A 17,638-nucleotide genomic window follows, 5' to 3' on the forward strand; every position below is an offset into this window, starting at 1 on the left:
ATGATGGGGACGGTTTCATTGGAAGGACCATCATTACAAAAAAGGGAGCGTATCCGAATGAAAAAAGTCTGGTTACCGATGGTTGGTTTGCTGGTCGCTTTATCCGCTATAACTTCCGCTTGCAGCTCGTCGGAGGGCGGCAAGGCCGCCGGCGGGAATACGGGAAGCACGGAAAGCAAGGAAGTCGCCCAAGAGAGCAACGGCGAGAAGAAGCTGGTCCGATATGTGATGCCGGGAACGGCGCCGCAGGATCAGAAGGCGGGCGAAGCGGCGATCAACAAGAAGCTGGAGGAAGACGGGCTGAATCTTCAGTATGAGGCGATCTACATTCCTTGGGATGTGTGGGATCAGAAGACGAACCTGATGATGTCGACAGGCGAAGAGTTCGAGCTGATCCACATTATGCATGACAACAAAGGCCCGAACGTTCTGGCCAGCAACGGCGGCATCATTCCGATCGACGAATATTTGGACGAGTACGGTCCTGAACTTAAGAAGAGCTTGCCGGATTGGGTATGGGATACGGTTAAAATTTCGGGTAAAATTTATTCTGTGCCGAACTACTGGCTGGATAGCGCTTATGCGGACGGCATGGTTACGGTTCGTCAGGATTTATTGGAGAAAAACGGGCTGCAGGCGCCGAAATCGGCCGACGATTTGTTGAAGCTGGCGGAGACGCTGAAGAGCAGCTGGCCGGATGCGAACAAAAATGTGTTCATTCGGACGCTGAATACCGAGCCGGCTTATTACTTGCATCCTACGTATGAGACGTATCCTTTTACCGTATTTCAAAATCTGATTCGAATCGATCAGCAGGGCCAGGTTTCTTCCTGGATCGAGAGCGAGGAGTTTAAGAAAGACGTTGCCTTCTTCCGCGAGGCTTATCAGAAGGGGCTGGTCAATCCGGACGTGCTGACGGCGCCGACCGAGGTTGTGAACAATGAGGAGCAGATGGGACGTTTTCTGTTCCGCGAAGGCGACGGCGTTACGGACAAAGTGGGCGAGAAAGTGCCGGGAGCGAAGCTGGAAGGCTATTTCTTGAACGAGTCGATCAAATTCAGATCGTACGGCGTGCGGAATTCCAACGGCGTTAGCGCAACATCGCCGCATCCGGAAGCGGCTGTGCAATTTCTGAATTGGGTGTTCAGCAGCCAGGATAACTTTGATCTTGTATTGTACGGGCCTGAGGGTGAGTATTGGAAAAATATCGGCGACGGGCTAAAAGAGGATTTGAAGCTCGACAGCAACGGCGCTCCGGCTTATCAGGTCGCCTCCTGGATGCTGGGACATGTGGAGATGATCCGCTGGGCGGCCAATACGCATCCGACGATTTTGAAATATCGGGCGAGCCAGAGCACGGACGCCGTCAACAGCGTTACGTTGGGATTTAACTTCGATGCGACCGAGGTAAGCGTGGAATATACGAATACGCTGGCGGAATTTAATACCAGCATTTTGCCGATCAAGTTGGGTCTGCTGGATTACGAGACGGCTTTCCCTGCCGCTCTGAAGAAAATGAAGGCTGCCGGACTGGATAAAGTGGTGGAGAAGTATAACGAGCAGTTCCAGGCTTTCTTGCAGGCTAAGCAGTAAACGGAATCGGCTAATTCAAAGGTTTAAGGAGCAAAGCGATGGAACTTTATCGGGATCAAACGGCCCCCATTGAAGCGCGGATAGAGGATTTGCTGGGCAGAATGACGCTCAAGGAGAAGGTCGGCCAGCTGAATCAGCGGATGTACGGCTGGAATGCCTATCGCAAAACGGAGAACGGCTTCGAGCTGACCGAAGCGTTCATGGAGGAAGTCGCCGCGGGCGGCGGGATGGGGGCGCTTTACGGCCTCTTTCGCGCCGACCCGTGGTCCAAGGTGACGTACGAGAACGGAATTACGGCGGCGGACAGCGCGAAGGTCGCCAATCAGATTCAGCGCTATCTCATCGAGCATACGAGGTTGGGCATCCCGGTAATGCTTTCGGAGGAATGTCCCCATGGACATCAAGCTTTGGACGGGACGCTGACGCCGACCAATATCGGCATCGGCGCAACCTGGAATCCGCAGCTCGCCGAGCAAGCCTATGCACAGGTTGCCGCTGAAATTCGGGCGAGGGGCGCTCATCTGGGCTTGGTGTCCACGCTTGATCTACTGCGCGATCCGCGTTGGGGCCGTTCCGAGGAATGCTTCAGCGAGGACCCGCACTTGACGGCGCAGTTTACGAAAGCGGCCGTTCATGGACTGCAGGGGTATCGGCGGTCTGAAGAGGAGACGGCGGGGCAGAAGCAAGAGGGGCAATCGCAGGTTGGGAAACAGCCGGATGTGGGGCAGCAGACCGGGCACTCGGAGCAGGCGGGGAAGCAGGGGCAAACTCAGCTTGCGTCGAACAAGGTGGCGGCGGTGCTGAAGCATTTTTGCGGGCAAGGTGCGGGCGAAGGCGGAATGAATGCTTTTCCGGCTTCAATCGGCGAGCGCGAGCTGCGCGAAATTCATTTGCCGGGCATGGAAGCCGGCGTGGAGGCCGGAGCGCTCGGCTGTATGGCGGCCTACAACGAAATTGACGGCATTCCTTGCCATGCGAACCGCAAGCTGCTGACCGGCATTTTGCGCGAGGAATGGTGCTTTGACGGGATTGTCATGGCCGACGGTACGGCGGTCGATCGTTTGCTGGCTTTGACGGGCGACTATGAGTCCGCGGCAGCTTTGGCCTTAACTGCGGGCGTCGATATCAGTCTGTGGGACAAGGCGTTCAGCACGTTGGAGCAGGCCGTGCTGCAAGGGAAAGTGCAAGTGTCCTTCATCGACCGGGCTGTCAGGCGCGTGCTGCAGCTGAAATTCCAGCTGGGCTTGTTCGAGAATCCGTACACGGCGGAAGAATCGGCTGCGGAGATCGTGGGCAACGAGACGGCGCGTCAAGTGAATTTGCAGCTGGCCAGAGAAAGCGTTGTGCTGCTGAAAAACGAAAACCGGCTGTTACCCCTTGGCGCCGGATTGCGGCAAATCGCCGTGATCGGCCCGAATGCGGATGCCCTGTATCATCAGCTAGGCGACTATACCGCCATTCAGCGTCCGAACTCCGGCACGACGGTGTTGGAAGGAATCCGGGAGGTGTCGGGAGATGCGAAGGTGGTCTATGCCAAGGGCTGCTCCGTTCGCGACGAATCGCGCGACGGCTTCGCCGAAGCGGTGGAACTGGCGCGGCAGTCCGAGGTTGCCGTCTTGGTGATGGGCGGCAGCAGCGCGCGTAATTTCGAGCTGAAGTTCGATATTAACGGCGCGGCGATCGTGGAGGACGGACAGCCGTCCGATATGGACTGCGGCGAAGGCGTCGATCTGGCCGATTTGCGACTGGGCGGCGTGCAGTCGGAGCTGATTCGCGCAATTGCCGCAACCGGAACGCCGATCGCGCTTGTGCTGATTCAAGGCAGACCGCACGCCATTGCCGAGGTGGCCCCGGATTGCCAGGCCATCCTGTCAGGCTGGTATCCCGGACCGGAGGGCGGCAGGGCGCTTGGCGAGATTTTGTTCGGCGCCGTGAACCCAAGCGGAAAGCTGGCCGTTACGATTCCGTATTCGTCCATGTCTCTGCCGGCATACTACAATCGCAAGGATCAGGGCTACGATCCGAGATACGCGGATTGTCCGCGGCCGGTCTTGTATCCGTTCGGGTACGGGCTAAGCTATACGGAATTTGCCTATTCCAATATGAGAGCCGTTGCATCGGAACGGACGCTTCAGCAACTGGCGGCCGGAGAGAGCTTCGAAATCGAGATCGATGTGGAAAACACGGGAACGATGGGCGGAGCGGAGGTTGCGCAGCTGTACATCAAGGATATGGAAGCGACTGTGACGCGGCGCGTGAAGGAGCTGAAGGGCTTCCGGAAGATCTGGCTTGAGCCGGGCGAGAAGCGCACGCTGAGCTTTAGCCTGACGGCCAAGGAGCTTGGCGTCTGGAACGTCGACATGGCCAACGTCGTAGAAGCCGGCCGCATCAAAGCGATGATCGGCGGCGATTCCGAGCCGAGCTGTAGTCTGATGCTTCGTGTGGCGGATTAATAGAGATGAGGGGGACCGGCGCGAGCCGGTCTCTTTTGGTTGTTGATGTCTGGGGAAATTATTAAAGCGGTTAATCCGCGCTAAATCGGAATATAAGGAGGAAATCGTCGATTTAAAGCGGGAAGCCCGCTCTATTTTTCCGAAATAGAAGTATTTGTAAATTTAAGGCGGATAATCCGCTTTATTCGGCTCAAAATGGGGGCGGGAGCACAATTAAAGCGGGAAACCCGCTTTAGCCTGAAAAGTCTCAAGAATGAACAAGCTTTCGTTGCTGGTTCAATCGGACGTCGGCCGGCCGCTCGCTCGTTACCATTTAGGATTTAATTCCAGTTTGTCATATGACAAAAAACATGACTTCCTTCTCTGTGCGCTCGATTAGCCGGGCGATAGAATGAAGCAGATGCCGAATCTTCATGGATGATCGGCTGATTGCGCATGGAGAGGAAGAAGGAAATGAAGCTATTCATTCCATTTCAAAGATTCGTCGCTTGTTTGTTAGTGTTCGCGATGGTGGCGACAAGCTTTACAACAGCGGCATTCGCGACGACGCAAGGGGAAGGACGCGGCGCCGACTACAATGCGGAGCTGCTTCGTCTGTTAACCGAGGAGTACGGAGCGGATCAGGCGCCCGCGATGCTGGAGACGCTTCAGAAGCTGGGCCTGGCGGATACGAACGGCCAACTGCTGAATTACTCTATTCTATTAAACGGCCAAGTCTATACATTAGAGGAAATGAAACAGCTATTGGCGGATGTGAGCGTCGACTTGACGCAAACCGCCGAAGTCGATGGCGAGCCGATAACGCTTGCGGCGCTTAAGGAAATGATCGCCATCGAGGAGCGGCTGTCGAGCCTGCTGCCGGCGGGAGAAGAGGGGGGAGCGGGGATATCTCCCGAGCATCTGGACAGCCTCGATTCTTTTCTGGCGCAGATTGAGGAAGACGGCGGGCTGAATTTTGTCGACGAGAACGGCAATTCGCTCAGCGAGCCGACAACGAGCTCACAGCGGATGATGCCGTTTGCCAACCCGGCGGTCAATTATGAAGATACGGTCTATGTCACTGTAACGAAGTATGTAATCGTGGATAAAGACCCGAAAATCACCTTCCAGCTCAACAAGGCGCAAAATGTCGCAGTGTCCTTCGACTACGAGCAGATTGCAGGCACGCAGGGCTCCGTTCCGGGCCCGACCAACCCAACGGGGACGGTGACGTTTAGCCCCGGGGAGACGACGAAGGAAGTCACATTTGCAACTCGTACCGTTAACGACTCGGCGATCTGGAGCTTTTCTTGCCGGAGAATGGTTGGAAACCCTGCGCGACCTGTAGATTGCACAGAAGCGGAAAAGCAGCCGGATCAATTCCGCGATCAGGTATGGGCCGGATACGCCCGTGCCGATTATCTTCATTTTCACCATTTCAAAAACCTGGATTACATGGATTTCAACTTTAGCAACGGCACGACAAAACACTTCACTCATTCGTATAACGGCGGCGCTTATCTGGCTTTCGCATCCAAAACGGGCAATGACGGCGGAAACGGAGGCATTGCCACCATTCCGAATTTTTTCGAATACGCCATGCGAAACGGGGTTCACAGCCGTTATATAGGCCTCAATTCCATATTGCGGGCCTCCTCTACAAGCGGCTTCTATACGACAGGGCAAATTTTGCCGATCCAGATCTTATTTAGTCAACCGGTCATCCATTCCAGTCCCAGCGGCTACGACTTTCAACCCAGGCTGATGCTGGACAACAATCTGATTGCGCAGCCTGCCCTTGTTGTGCCTGCGGTCAGACAACAGTACGGTTGGGGGGCGATGTCCTATAGATACGATTATCAGGCCGTGCTGGACAAGTCTACTGTTGCGGCTTATCGGCAAACGACTCAGAGCGGGGAAACGTATACCGGATTAAATGTGAAGCAATCCGATGGCGAGAGTGCGCCGAATTATTACGTCATCTCCGATGACGATTACCAGCACCAAGAGCCGACACAGTATCTTCAGGACCGTAATGGCCTAATGTCCTGGAACAAGGATTACACGAATGCGCCAAACATTGAACTGGACTATGCGCGTTCAGACGTATTCGGCTCGATTGCGTTGGATAAATCCTCTTATCTGATTGGCGATACGGCGACGGTAACGGTTAATCTGGTAACCGGCGACAATCAGGAGGATTGGCTGATTGACGGAGCTACGGTTCCCGAAGAGATTGCCAAACGCGTCAAGGTATCTCTTGGAGATCGCTCCGTTGGCGTCATCGATCTGGACTGGAAGACGGGAGAAGACGGGCTTCCGATTTCCCCGCCCGCTCTGGAAGGGAAATTGCAAATTACACAAACGATATTCGACGCGCTGACGGACGCAGATGCAGCCACGGACGGCAAGCAATTGCGCGCGAAAATTTTCTATAACCGGAATACGACTCCGGGCGCGTTAGCCGTCGGCAACGCTGAAGATATGGGAATGCTGGCCGATCGATTTGCCTATCTGGAGGTTACAACGCCCAAATATATTTCCTCTGCGGAGCTGTCGATCACCTACCCGGCAACCTGGCCGTCCGGTACGCCTTATGTGGTGAACCTGATCGATGCGACGGCAACCAAGCTGGGGTTCGCATATCCGCCGAATGCGACCTATACAACGCCGGATCAATTCGAATGGCGCAGCAGCGATACTAGGATCGCGGGGATTACGGCCGACGGAACCATCCTTCCCAAGACAGCCGGCACGGTGACGTTTACGCTGGCAGCCAAAAACAACGGAGAAGCGGCGGAAGCGACGGTGACTTCGCAGACGATTACGATTAGTGCGGACGGTTCCGCGGCCGTAGTCGTCCCGAGCTTTGCCAACCGCGTATACGTCAACAAAAACAAGGACGCGAACATCCTGTGGTCCACCAATGTGATGGATCGCTATAAAGAGCTGGCCGGAGCGGGCGGCACGGTGCAGGACGCCAACTTCAAGCTGGAGCTGTACGATGGATTTTGGGACGAGGCGCAGCTTGCCGCACAGCAGCCGACGCAGAGCTGGGAAGCTCCGACCGCTGCCGAGCTGATCAACGCAACAAGCTTTAAGATCCCGGGCTCTTATATGAAGGACATCTCGAGCAGCAATGTGCCGAGCTACACGGTTCGCATCGGTACGGTTAACCCGGAAAATGCGCAGTCCACGCTGTCCGCGCTATCGTATATCGTCGTGAGATCGGAAGCGGCGACAGTGGCGCTGGACAAGTCGATGGGTCAGTTTGTAGTCGATTCCGTCGGCACGCTGCCGATCAGATGGACGCTCGACCATTTCGATCCGGTCAATCGGGGCGAATTTGAGTTTCAGATTACTAAAAATGGCGTGCTTATACCGGACAGCCGCATCGTATTCGATCAAACGACAGGCCAGTTTAGCGATGGCAATGTGACAGCGACGGGAGGAAGCTACAGCTTAAATATCGCCCCCGTAACCGGAAGCAGGCAAATCAAAGACGTATACGCCATAACGCTGGCTGTGAAGAACAGCACGGATGCGACCTGGTCGTACGATTCGTTGTATTTGCAGGTGTATAAGAACGATGCGGTGCAAATCCAAATCGACGGTCAACCGGCTACCTCTTACAAGATGAGCAACGTCGACCGCATTAAGCAGATGACAAGCGATCAAATTATCGCCTTAAAGCGAAATATTTTGCTGAACAACGAGCTGGGCGTCAACAACAAGGACTACGACGATCTGGGAGAGATTACCGATCAGATCGCGTGGAAATCCTCCAACAATGACGCAGGCACCATCTATCATCGCAGTGACGGCTATGTCGAGGATATCGAGAAGTTCAATAATTCCTCCTATCAGCCGAAGCAGAAGTTTCTGCTCGGCGGCACGAACGACGGCAGGACGACGATTACCGCCACGCATGCCCGCACCGGCATGAAGGCCGAGCTCGATCTCACTGTCGAGACGCTGAAGGACAAGCTGTATTTGTTCCAGCTCTATCCGAAGACGGAAACGACTTTGACCTACACGAACGGCGCAGGCGCCGAAAAATCGGTGAAGAGCGATGCCAACGGACAATTGGCGCTGTACGACGAGAGCGGCATTGCGAGCGATGCGTATGTGACCTCCGTATTTGACGGCTCGACCTATACCGGCGTGTTCAGTCAGGACAGATTGCTGTCGCAGGAAGGAAATCCGGCTCAGTTGGAGCTGTATCCGATTAATATTTTGCAGCTTCGCCAGTTGTCGAAGGTCGAGCTGTTCTTCAAGAAGCCCGACGGCAAGCCGTACACCGGCAAAGTGACCTATCGCGGCGGCGTATACAAGAACGGCAATTATGCAGAAGCGACGGAGATTGGCGGTTCGGGTATTACCGAGACGCTGGCTGCCGACGGCAAGCTGGAAATTATTTTCGATACGACGGACTTTTATTCCGTGGCCGCAGGGGAGAAGAATGCCGCGGATCTATCCGCCAAGGACAAGCTGGAGTTCATCGTCGAAACCCGGTTCGAGGGCGACCGCTATAATCCGAGCTTGGTCGCGCTGAACGGCGATGCAAGCCCGATCGACCGCATCCTCATCGGCGACAAAATCGTCAACATGATCGGCAACGATCGGCAGCAGCCGACGCCTGTCATCGTAAATCAGTTCGTCGCAAGCAGCGATAAAGGCGTCAAAACCGATATTCGCGATTACCGCGGCAAGTACGGTCCTAACAATGCGTACCCGAGCATTCAATTGACGACCGAATTGCTATGGTGGGGAGAAGAGGCGGATCAAGAGGCTTATGCCGTGCTGGAGAACAGCACAGGTCTTGCTCCGCAAGGGCAATCCTACCAGACGCTCAAGTATCCGTTCTCCGATCTGTGGCTGACGCGTCACGTCCAAGTGCTGAATAAAGATACGATCTGGCTGGACAAAGCGCAATCGGGCTCGGTGCATTTCAAGCTGTACGACAAGCCGGACAGCTTCCGCAAAAGCTTCACGTCGACGGCTACGCTCGTCAATATGATCGGCGCTTCCGAGGTCAGCGCTGCGGAGCTTCGCTCCGGTCTTCAGAAGCTGAAAAGCGATATGAACGGCACCAATGGAAGCACGAAGGGTCCGAGCAATAACGATAAGGTCGTTCTGGAAACGCTGAGCCTGTTGGGCAATCTGAAAATGGACGTCGGTCCGCTCGCGATGAGAGTGTATCCGACGGACGACCCGATGGTGTTCAAAATGATTATGTCGGCTTCGCTGGACAAGATGGCGTCGACACAGGGCAGCAGCGATGTACAGTTCATGAAATCGAATAACAACTTTGCGCCCGGCGCCGGCGATCTGTACAAGATCGCGATGGGGCAATATGTGGCGGATCAGAAAAACCAGCTTGCCAAAAACATAGCCGGGCATTCCGGCAAGAACATTCCGTTCAGCGCAGGCGGATACTACATTGGAGAGATCAAGTACAATGTGAAGACCGATGCTTGGGAAGCTGTCGTGCATGGCGGGGGCTTCAATGCAGGCGGAGGCTTCGAGTATTCGTGGTCCTGGAACGTTCAAGCGGGCTTCATACCGGTGACGTTCTCGTTAAAGATTGGCGGCGGTCTCGAGGTCGGTTTCAGAGCTTCCGTTCTGTTCGACGAAGTGCCGGGCAACCCGTGGAGCAATCCGCAGTTGGAGAGCGTTAACGATTATTTGACCTCGCTGCGCGTCCTTGCTTACATCGAAGCGTTCGGCGGCATCGGCTTCGACTACTCGATTATCGCGGCCAAAATCGGCGTGTTCGGCAAAATTACGCTGGAGAACACGAGCACATGGCTGAATCGGAATTATTTGCAAAACAGCAGCGATCGCGTATTGTACGGTAACAAGCTGACGCTGGAAAGTATTGTCGGCATACGCGTTGTCATTAAGTTCCTGTTTATCTCGATTCAGCACGACTTTGCTTCCTTGCGTTACAGCCATACGTGGCTGTCGAAAAACTGGGACAACATTCAGGATTACTGGAAAGAGCATGCGACGATGCCGCTTATGGCATCCAATGCAGAGGTTGCCATCCTGGCTTATATGAGGTCTATCGGCGAAGATCCGATGCAGGTATTCAACTCGCAGACGGTGGAGGATCGCAGCTATCTGGACGAATACGATCGTTCATGGCGGCAAGCGCCATCCAGCGCGGGAAGAAGTTTGCTTGCCGGCGCGCCGGGCGGACCGCAGGTGCTGGAATCCAATGCGTATCCGTATTCCAATCCGCAGGTGGCTGCGGACGGCTCGCTGTTCGTCTACCTGTCCGACAACAACAGCGCGAATGTGGAGGATACGGCTGCCGCTTGGGCGGTTCGCAACGGTCAGGGCGGCTACGATCCGCGCGGGGAGATTGTAACGGACGCTGCGCTTGAAGGTTATGGAGATACGGGATTGCAGCTTGACGGAGAGGGCAATCTGGTCGCCGCCGTCTGGGTCAGACAGAAGGATAAAATCGGCAAGGAAGCCGGAGAAGAGCTGACCGGCGCCGACATGCTGCTGATGAACAACAGCGCCGAGATCATGGTTGCCGTCTATGACGGAACGAACTGGATAACGAAACGTCTGACGGACAACCAAAACCCCGATATTGCGCCAATCGTCTCGGTCGGGGGCGGCAAAGTCGTCGTCGCGTATCGCAGCGTCTATTCGTCCAATATCGACAATCCGCTGGATTTCTCCGAATCGGACAGCATTATGTACACGGTGTACGATACGGCCAGCGGCGTGTGGAGCGATGTCGAGACGCTGTATAACGGCACGAACGGTACGGTTATGGGAATGTCGGCGGAGACGCTGACCGACGGGACAACGGCCGTCGTCTATACGGTAAACAAAGGCAACACAGAGTCTATCCCGGCAGATCAGTATGTCGCCGGAACGGATAACGAGATTGTGTACGCGGTCATCGATACGTCGGCGGACCCGGCAGCCGCAACCACCGGCTGGAGAACCAAAGGCGTCGTGAAAAATCTGCAGGTGACCTACGACCGCAACGCGAACGAGAATCCGCAGTTGACGAGCGTTATTTTCCCGGATGGGACGGAACGCTTTGTGATGGCCTGGTATACGACAAGCGGCGAGGACGAGAGCGCTGCGGAGGATATCCGGATGCTGGCGTTCAACCGGGACGGAGAAGTGTATTCGGAATTCGTGGATAGCTTGAGCGCGGTGAAGGCGTACAATAACGTTCGAATTCATCCGAACTTTGTGTTTGCGAAAATGCCGCAGGCGGACCGCAAGCTGGAGCATCTGTCGCTGATCTGGAAGGAAGCGCAGGTCGAGACGGTTTCCGGAGAGACAATTAGCCGCGACGCGCTGAAGGCCGTGAAGCTCGGCTTTAGCGGGGGGGAGCTGTATCTGTCGGGCGTCATGGAGCTGGGAGCGATGCCGGACGATACCGCCATTGATACGATTGCGGCGTATGTCGCCAACAGCGCGGGGACGGAGATTAGAGCCTTGCTGCTGGGCACGACGTATACGACCGATACGGAGGTTGTGGGCGCGATTACGCCGAAGCAGGAAGGCCAAGCGGGAGGAGACGCCATTCCCGTTACGGTGTCCAAGACGGTAAGCGCCATGTATACGGCCAGCGCAACGTACCATAATCAGTTCAATGCGGATCAAGTGGTCTATAACCCCGGCGAGATCGTAGCCGGATACGACTTGCCGATTCAGTTCAATGTCGTGAACCAAGGTTTGTCCGCAATTCAATCGGTGGACATTACGATTAACGGGGCGCAGACGAATTATGCCAATTTGTCGCTCGTACCGAACAGCGCCCAAGGCTTGATTGCCTATTATACGGTGCCTTCGCCGATTGCGGATGCGGCGTATCAGATTGAAGTTGTTTTCGCCGATGGGGAGCGGCAATCGACGGCAGGCACGCTGCGGCTCGATGTGCCGGATACGGGAATTTCGAAAATTAAAGTGATGAAGGAAGAGGCTGGCAAGCGCGTTCTGTCCATTCCGGTCTACAACAAGAACGGCACAACGTCGAGCGGCAAGGGGCGCGTCGTTAAGCTCGCACTGTACGAGGGCAACCCGTTCACGGACGATACGAGAATCGGCAATGTCATTGCGATCTCGGATGCGGACGCTCTGAGCCTGATCGATCAAGGTGCATATGTCGAGACGGTGGAATTCGATGTCCGTGCGTATTTGATCCGGCATGGGCTGACGGAAATCCCGGATAACGGGATTACGATTTATTTGCACAGTTGGGCGGAGGATGCGCAAGGTCAGCCGCTCAAAGAATTCGACGATTCCGACAACGAGGCCAAAGTGACGCTCGACAACTTGGCGCTCAAGTACAATGAAAACCAAGTGCTGCTGACGATGGAACAGACGAATACAGCTTCCCGTACGAGTGTGGACCTGACGATGCAGAACATGAAGATGGCTCCGATTACTTCCGGCAACGTGCTGCTTAATTTGCTCGATGCCGAGGGGCAAGTTCTGGAGACGAAGTATGTGGCCACCGACGCGGCAGGGCTGCTGTCGTTCTCCGCAGAGGAGAAGAAAACGACAACGGTACAGTTCAGCCAGGCCGGGCATTCCGTTCAAGGGGTGTTCTTCCGGGAAAGCGCAGATGTGCTGGACGCAACGTTAAGCACGGTCAAACTCAGCGGCGTGCCGCTGGACTTCGATCCGGGGCAGACTGCGTACGCTCTGCAGGCAAGCGATCTGAAGCGGACACAGCTGGTGGCGGCGGCGTCCAACAGCGAGGCGACCGTGTCGCTGCTGGACAGTAGCGGCAAGCCGATTCGCTCGGGCAAGGGCTTCGTGTCCGTCGATCAAACGCTGCAGCTGTCGGCAAGCGGCGCCGTGAACGAGTTTAAGATTTCCGTGCAGCCGGCAAGCGCGTCGGGTACGGCGACGACCTACCGATTCAGCGTGACGAACACGCAGTCGTCCAGGCCGCAGCTTGAGCTGAAGGTGAAGGGAACGGCGGGTTCGGACGGCAAATATGCCGGCAATGTAGAGGTAGCTTTGTCTCCGTACGTCGTAGACGGCTTTAAGATCGATAAGGCGATGTACAAAGTCAATGACGAGAGTTGGTCGCCGATCGCCTACGACGGCAATACGGAACAGAAGCTGACGACGTTGTCGAAGGAGGGCTCCTATAAGGTTGCGGCCAAAGTCGTATTGGCATCGGGCTTGGAGTACGAGGTGGACGCTGCAGGATTTGCCATTGGCGGCTCGACAACGCCAAATCCGGACCCGGGAACAGGCCCCGGCTCCGGCTCCGGCAATGAAGGCGGTAACGGATCTAACGGCGGCAAGAACCCGGGGACATCTCCGGAAACGCCGTCTGAGCCTAAGCCGGATCCAGACGCGACGTCTATCTTTAACAAAGGTCTGATACAGTGGGAGCAGATGCTGCAGGCTATCAAGGAGCGACTGGCGTCGGCGGACCCGAATCAGACGGCGTTTGCAGATACCGCGACGCATTGGGCGCGGCAGACCATCGACAAGCTTGCAAATCTAAAGGTTCTCGTCGGGTATAGCGACGGCAGCTTTAAGCCGAGCAAGTCGATTACGAGAGCGGAGTTCGCTTCCGTCATTGCCAGACTGTTCGTGTTCACGCCTGCGCCATCCGACTCGACGGTAATCTTCGCCGATCTGAACGGGCATTGGGCGGAGGCCAACATCGCCGACCTGGCCAAGCATGGAATTGTCACAGGTTACGGCGACGGCAGCTTCCGGCCGGATGCGACGATAACAAGGGAAGAAATGATCGTCATGATGATGAGACCGGTGAACGAAGCGGCGCTGCCGCAGACGGGCCGGGCGAGCTTCACGGACATGACGGATGCCGGGAAGTTCGCCCGGCAGTCGATAGACGCCGCGGCGCAGGCCGGATTGGTTCAAGGGTACGATGGAAAGCTGCTTCCGAAGGGCAAAGCCACTCGCGCAGAGACGGTTACGATGCTCTGGAAGCTGCTCACGCTGGACCCGGAATTGAAGACGATTTTGGAGCAATAGACGCAATTGAAGGCGTCCCGATCCCTCGATGTAGGGGCGGGGCGCTTCTTCTTTACATGGTTACTGAAAATCATTATCATCAAAATGAGGTTAACGCGATATTTTCCAAAAGGTTAGGCGGTGTCGCACACATGGAAGCCGATTTGAACGTGCTTACAGAGCAATGGATGGGCAACAGCTTCAGGATGAAATCGATCGTCAGAATCATCAAAGCTCCGCACGAGCTTACGACCTCCTACGAGACAATATGCCCTGCATTTACATTCGTTGCGCGCGGAAGCGGCGAGCTTCATTTAAATAAGGATGTCTATAAGCTGCAGCCCGGCAAGGCTATTCACAGCTGTTCGGGAATGTGGCTGAAAGCCTGGAATACCGGCGAAGAGGAATTCGAGTGCTATCGGGTGCTCTATGTGCCGGAAGGGAAGGAATCGAGCAAGGACAATTACATGTTTAAACACTATGAGCTGGGGTTTGGCGACAATCCGCAAATCTTTTCCACGTTGGAGAAAATGAACAGCCTGTCCAGTCGCGGCGATATTCAATCCGAGTTTCAAGTGAAGGTGCTTTTCTATGAGCTGCTGGGGAAAATGTTTGCGGCTGCAAGGAGCTTGCGAACCAGCGTTCATCGAACGATTGTGGAGGACAGCATCGCCTATATCCATTTGCATTTTCAAGACCCGCATTCCCTGTTCGGCCTGGCCAGCCGTTATCAGCTGTCCCCGAAATATTTCGCGGAGATTTTTTACAAGGATGTGGGGATAAGCCCGATTAATTACTTGATTAACTACCGTATGAAATTTGCCGAAAAGCTGCTGCTGACGACGAATGCCTCCATTCGCGAGATTGGAAGAAGCGTAGGTTATGCCGATCCCTATCAATTCAGCAAAATGTTCAAAAAACACATCGGCGTGGCGCCGAGCGAATTCAAATCCAACGCGTTAAGTTAGTTGGGACGAAAGACGGGGGCTGGGTGCCGCAAGTTAACGGAAGATATGACATCACATTCACAACGGATATGCCATTCCCTTTGTTTACCCTATCCTCTACAATTGATTCGATAATGATAATCGTTATCGATTACATCCACACACAAAAGATAGGGGAAACAGAATGAATAAGAGCATGAAAACAAGCGCACTGGGTATGGTTTTGATCGTTTTGATTCTGATGCTGTCGGCATGCGGCGGATCGAAAGCCAACAATTCAAGCGGAAGTCCGGAGACGGGGGCAACCTCCGCACAACCGAGCGAGTCTGCGGCAACTGCGCAGCCAAGCGAATCCGCATCGCCTGAACAAAGCGCAGAAGCGGCGGCGAGCTTCCCTCGCGATGTAGATAGCGCCTTTGGGAAGGTGACGCTTGACAAGAAGCCGCTGAAGGTAGGCTTGGCCAACTGGATGCTGCTGGAAATGCTGCTCCCGTTCGATCTGAAGCAGGCCGGGATAACCCTGCCTTTCTCGGCAGCCAATTCGTCGTTGGAGTCCGACGTCTACAAGCAATATGCCGATAAATTCGAAGAACTGAAAATTATCGGCGAGAATACGCAGGTCAATCTTGAAGCGATGCTGGCCTTCCAGCCGGATGTTATTATTGCGGGAAGCGTCTCCAATAAGGAGATCAAGCAGCAGCTGGAGCAGATCGCTCCGACCGCTTGGTACGACGAGGAGAAAATTAACGTACGGAAGGATTGGACCGAGCTTCTGACTTATATGGGCGGAGTACTGGGGCAAGAGGAGCGCGCGCAGGAGCTGATTAACGACTTCCGCACAAAGCAAAGCGAAGGCAAAGAGAAGCTGGCCAGCCGCAGCGACGAAACGGTCATGTTCGTCCAGGTCAGAGAGAACGCCGTATATGTCATGAGCGCGGCTTCCATTCCGCAGTATTACGAAGGTCTCGGCCTTACGCCACCCGATGCGGTGAAAGAGATGGAGGCTCCCTCGCAGATTTCGTTGGAAGGCTTAACCGTGATCAATCCCGACCACCTCTTCCTCGGTTATTTCAACTGGACGGATAAATCGCTGGCGGCGCTTACGGATGAATGGCAGGACAGCGAGGTATGGAAGGGTCTTAAAGCCGTCAAAAACAATCAGGTATACCCGCTTAACGGCGAGCTGGCTCTCGGCATCGGCCCGATCGGCCAAGCTTACGGAATCGACACGGTCATTGAGGCGATGAAATAGAGATTGGCGAAAACTCACATGGAACCGGGGCTGTTCCGTAGCCACTTCAAGTTGCTGTGAAAAATAAACAAGAGTTTACGTACGCAGGAAGTTAGTCGGAAAATCGTACAAAACAGCTCGAACCAGGCTTAAACGGCGGGCGTTTGTTCGAAAGATCGTACAAAGCAACTCGGATCAGGCTCAAACGGCGGACGTTTGGGCGGAAAATCGTACAAAGCAGCTCAAATAGATCCTCCGTAAAAGTTCAGTTTCCAATTAATCGGACACGTTGTGGATCAATCCTAGCCGGTAGACTAGACTGCCTCATATGCTCCTGAAATCGCCTTGTTACGGGTTTACCCATTCCGATTTCAGGAGCATATAGCAGCGGAGGCTCAAACTATGAACATTTGTAGGAATAGATTTATGTGACAACCTCGTTCGTTCAGCTCATTTTAGCCGATGTAAAATACAGTTCCCCCAGAAGCTCCTTCGCTTGATAGCGGTCATGCGGCAGCTCTTGTTGCACAAAAGCGGCAACTTCCGATTGCTCAAGATCGTACATCACTTCAATTTCCTTGGAAAATAGCAGTTTCTCTTTCTCCAGCAGGTTGGCAAAGGAAGGAACCGATTTGGGCAGCAGCTCCTCTTGATTAAGAGCTTGCTTTAATCCGTTAACGTAGAATTCGAACGGACGACCGCCGGATATTTTTACGCCCTTATTTTCCTCATTAATCATCATAATAGTCGGGAAGCCTCGAACCCCTAATTTTCTCGCCAGAGCAAAATCCTCATTCAACAATTGTTGGCCGACAGGCTGTTCGGCTTCGGTGACAATGGCTTCGCCATCGAATCCAAGCTGATTTACAATTTCAATCATCTCGGATTTATTGGCTATATTTTGGTTAAACGCGAACAACGCTTCTCTTGCGCGGCGCAAATACTCGAATGCTTGGGCATCGGAATGATTCTTTTGAATGATTTTAAAGACGCGAGAGGGGGGATAGGAGGATTGAACCGGATTGTCGATCATTAACGACCCGTCAATCGGCATTCTCGAATGCTGTCCTACCTCTCTCCAATGACCGGCCACGTCGGCCGGTTTATAGATTCCGTTAGCGGGATCGATCGGGCCGTCGTGCCATTTTTCCAATAAACCGCCCATCACCGTATGAAAGTTAAAATAGTGTCCATACTGCTCCACAAAGCGGCGTAGAACGGGCTCGATCGCCCAGCAATGAGAACAAATCGGATCGGTGACGTAATAAAGCTGAACCGACTTTTGCGGTTGATTAAAATCGATCACTTCCATTTCATCCTCGCCGACTTCTCCGCATACGCCTGTTTTTAGATCGCAGATCATATTTATTTCTCCTCCTCGGTTTGCCTGTATTTGAATTTTAAATCATAATAAAAGCGATCAACACCAATAGTTCCGCGGATTTGTCGGT

General features: G+C 54.3%; 6 protein-coding genes. 5 read left to right on the forward strand and 1 reads right to left on the reverse strand.

Annotated elements, in window-relative coordinates:
* The first annotated feature begins 57 nt into the window (after positions 1 to 57).
* The 5 genes from DFP98_RS23170 (at position 58) to DFP98_RS23190 (ending at position 16,208) form a co-directional block, all read left to right on the forward strand.
* Positions 58 to 1,593 (forward strand): extracellular solute-binding protein, encoded by a 1,536-nt coding sequence (locus DFP98_RS23170; RefSeq protein ID WP_246016661.1) that lies wholly within the window; start codon positions 58 to 60, stop codon positions 1,591 to 1,593.
* A 38-nt stretch (positions 1,594 to 1,631) separates the two neighbouring features.
* Entirely contained in the window at positions 1,632 to 4,046 is a 2,415-nt protein-coding gene (locus DFP98_RS23175) for a glycoside hydrolase family 3 N-terminal domain-containing protein (protein WP_116062989.1), read from the forward strand.
* A 453-nt stretch (positions 4,047 to 4,499) separates the two neighbouring features.
* Entirely contained in the window at positions 4,500 to 14,030 is a 9,531-nt protein-coding gene (locus DFP98_RS23180; protein WP_116062990.1) for an S-layer homology domain-containing protein, read from the forward strand.
* A gap of 131 nt (positions 14,031 to 14,161) precedes the next feature.
* Positions 14,162 to 14,977 (forward strand): AraC family transcriptional regulator, encoded by an 816-nt coding sequence (locus tag DFP98_RS23185; protein ID WP_181917891.1) that lies wholly within the window; start codon positions 14,162 to 14,164, stop codon positions 14,975 to 14,977.
* Between the two features lie 163 nt (positions 14,978 to 15,140).
* Positions 15,141 to 16,208 carry an ABC transporter substrate-binding protein gene (locus tag DFP98_RS23190; RefSeq protein WP_116062992.1) on the forward strand — a complete coding sequence of 356 codons (1,068 nt, stop codon included), beginning with the start codon at positions 15,141 to 15,143 and terminating at the stop codon, positions 16,206 to 16,208.
* 424 nt (positions 16,209 to 16,632) lie between these two features.
* On the opposite strand, the gene DFP98_RS23195 is transcribed toward DFP98_RS23190, so the two are convergent.
* Positions 16,633 to 17,550, reverse strand: a complete 918-nt coding sequence (locus DFP98_RS23195) for a DsbA family protein (protein WP_116062993.1) — start codon at positions 17,548 to 17,550, stop codon at positions 16,633 to 16,635.
* Between the last annotated feature and the right edge of the window lie 88 nt (positions 17,551 to 17,638).

Origin of the sequence: Cohnella phaseoli (assembly GCF_003386235.1) — a bacterium.
Taxonomy (GTDB): Bacteria; Bacillota; Bacilli; order Paenibacillales; family Paenibacillaceae; genus Cohnella; species Cohnella phaseoli.

What these genes read in the sequence shown, in the direction of transcription:
- DFP98_RS23170 (WP_246016661.1), top strand. Translation starts at nt 58, where the DNA reads ATGAAAAAAGTCTGGTTACCGATGGTTGGTTTGCTGGTCGCTTTATCC.
- DFP98_RS23175 (WP_116062989.1), top strand. Translation starts at nt 1,632, where the DNA reads ATGGAACTTTATCGGGATCAAACGGCCCCCATTGAAGCGCGGATAGAG.
- DFP98_RS23180 (WP_116062990.1), top strand. Translation starts at nt 4,500, where the DNA reads ATGAAGCTATTCATTCCATTTCAAAGATTCGTCGCTTGTTTGTTAGTG.
- DFP98_RS23185 (WP_181917891.1), top strand. Translation starts at nt 14,162, where the DNA reads ATGGAAGCCGATTTGAACGTGCTTACAGAGCAATGGATGGGCAACAGC.
- DFP98_RS23190 (WP_116062992.1), top strand. Translation starts at nt 15,141, where the DNA reads ATGAATAAGAGCATGAAAACAAGCGCACTGGGTATGGTTTTGATCGTT.
- DFP98_RS23195 (WP_116062993.1), bottom strand. Translation starts at nt 17,550, where the DNA reads ATGATCTGCGATCTAAAAACAGGCGTATGCGGAGAAGTCGGCGAGGAT.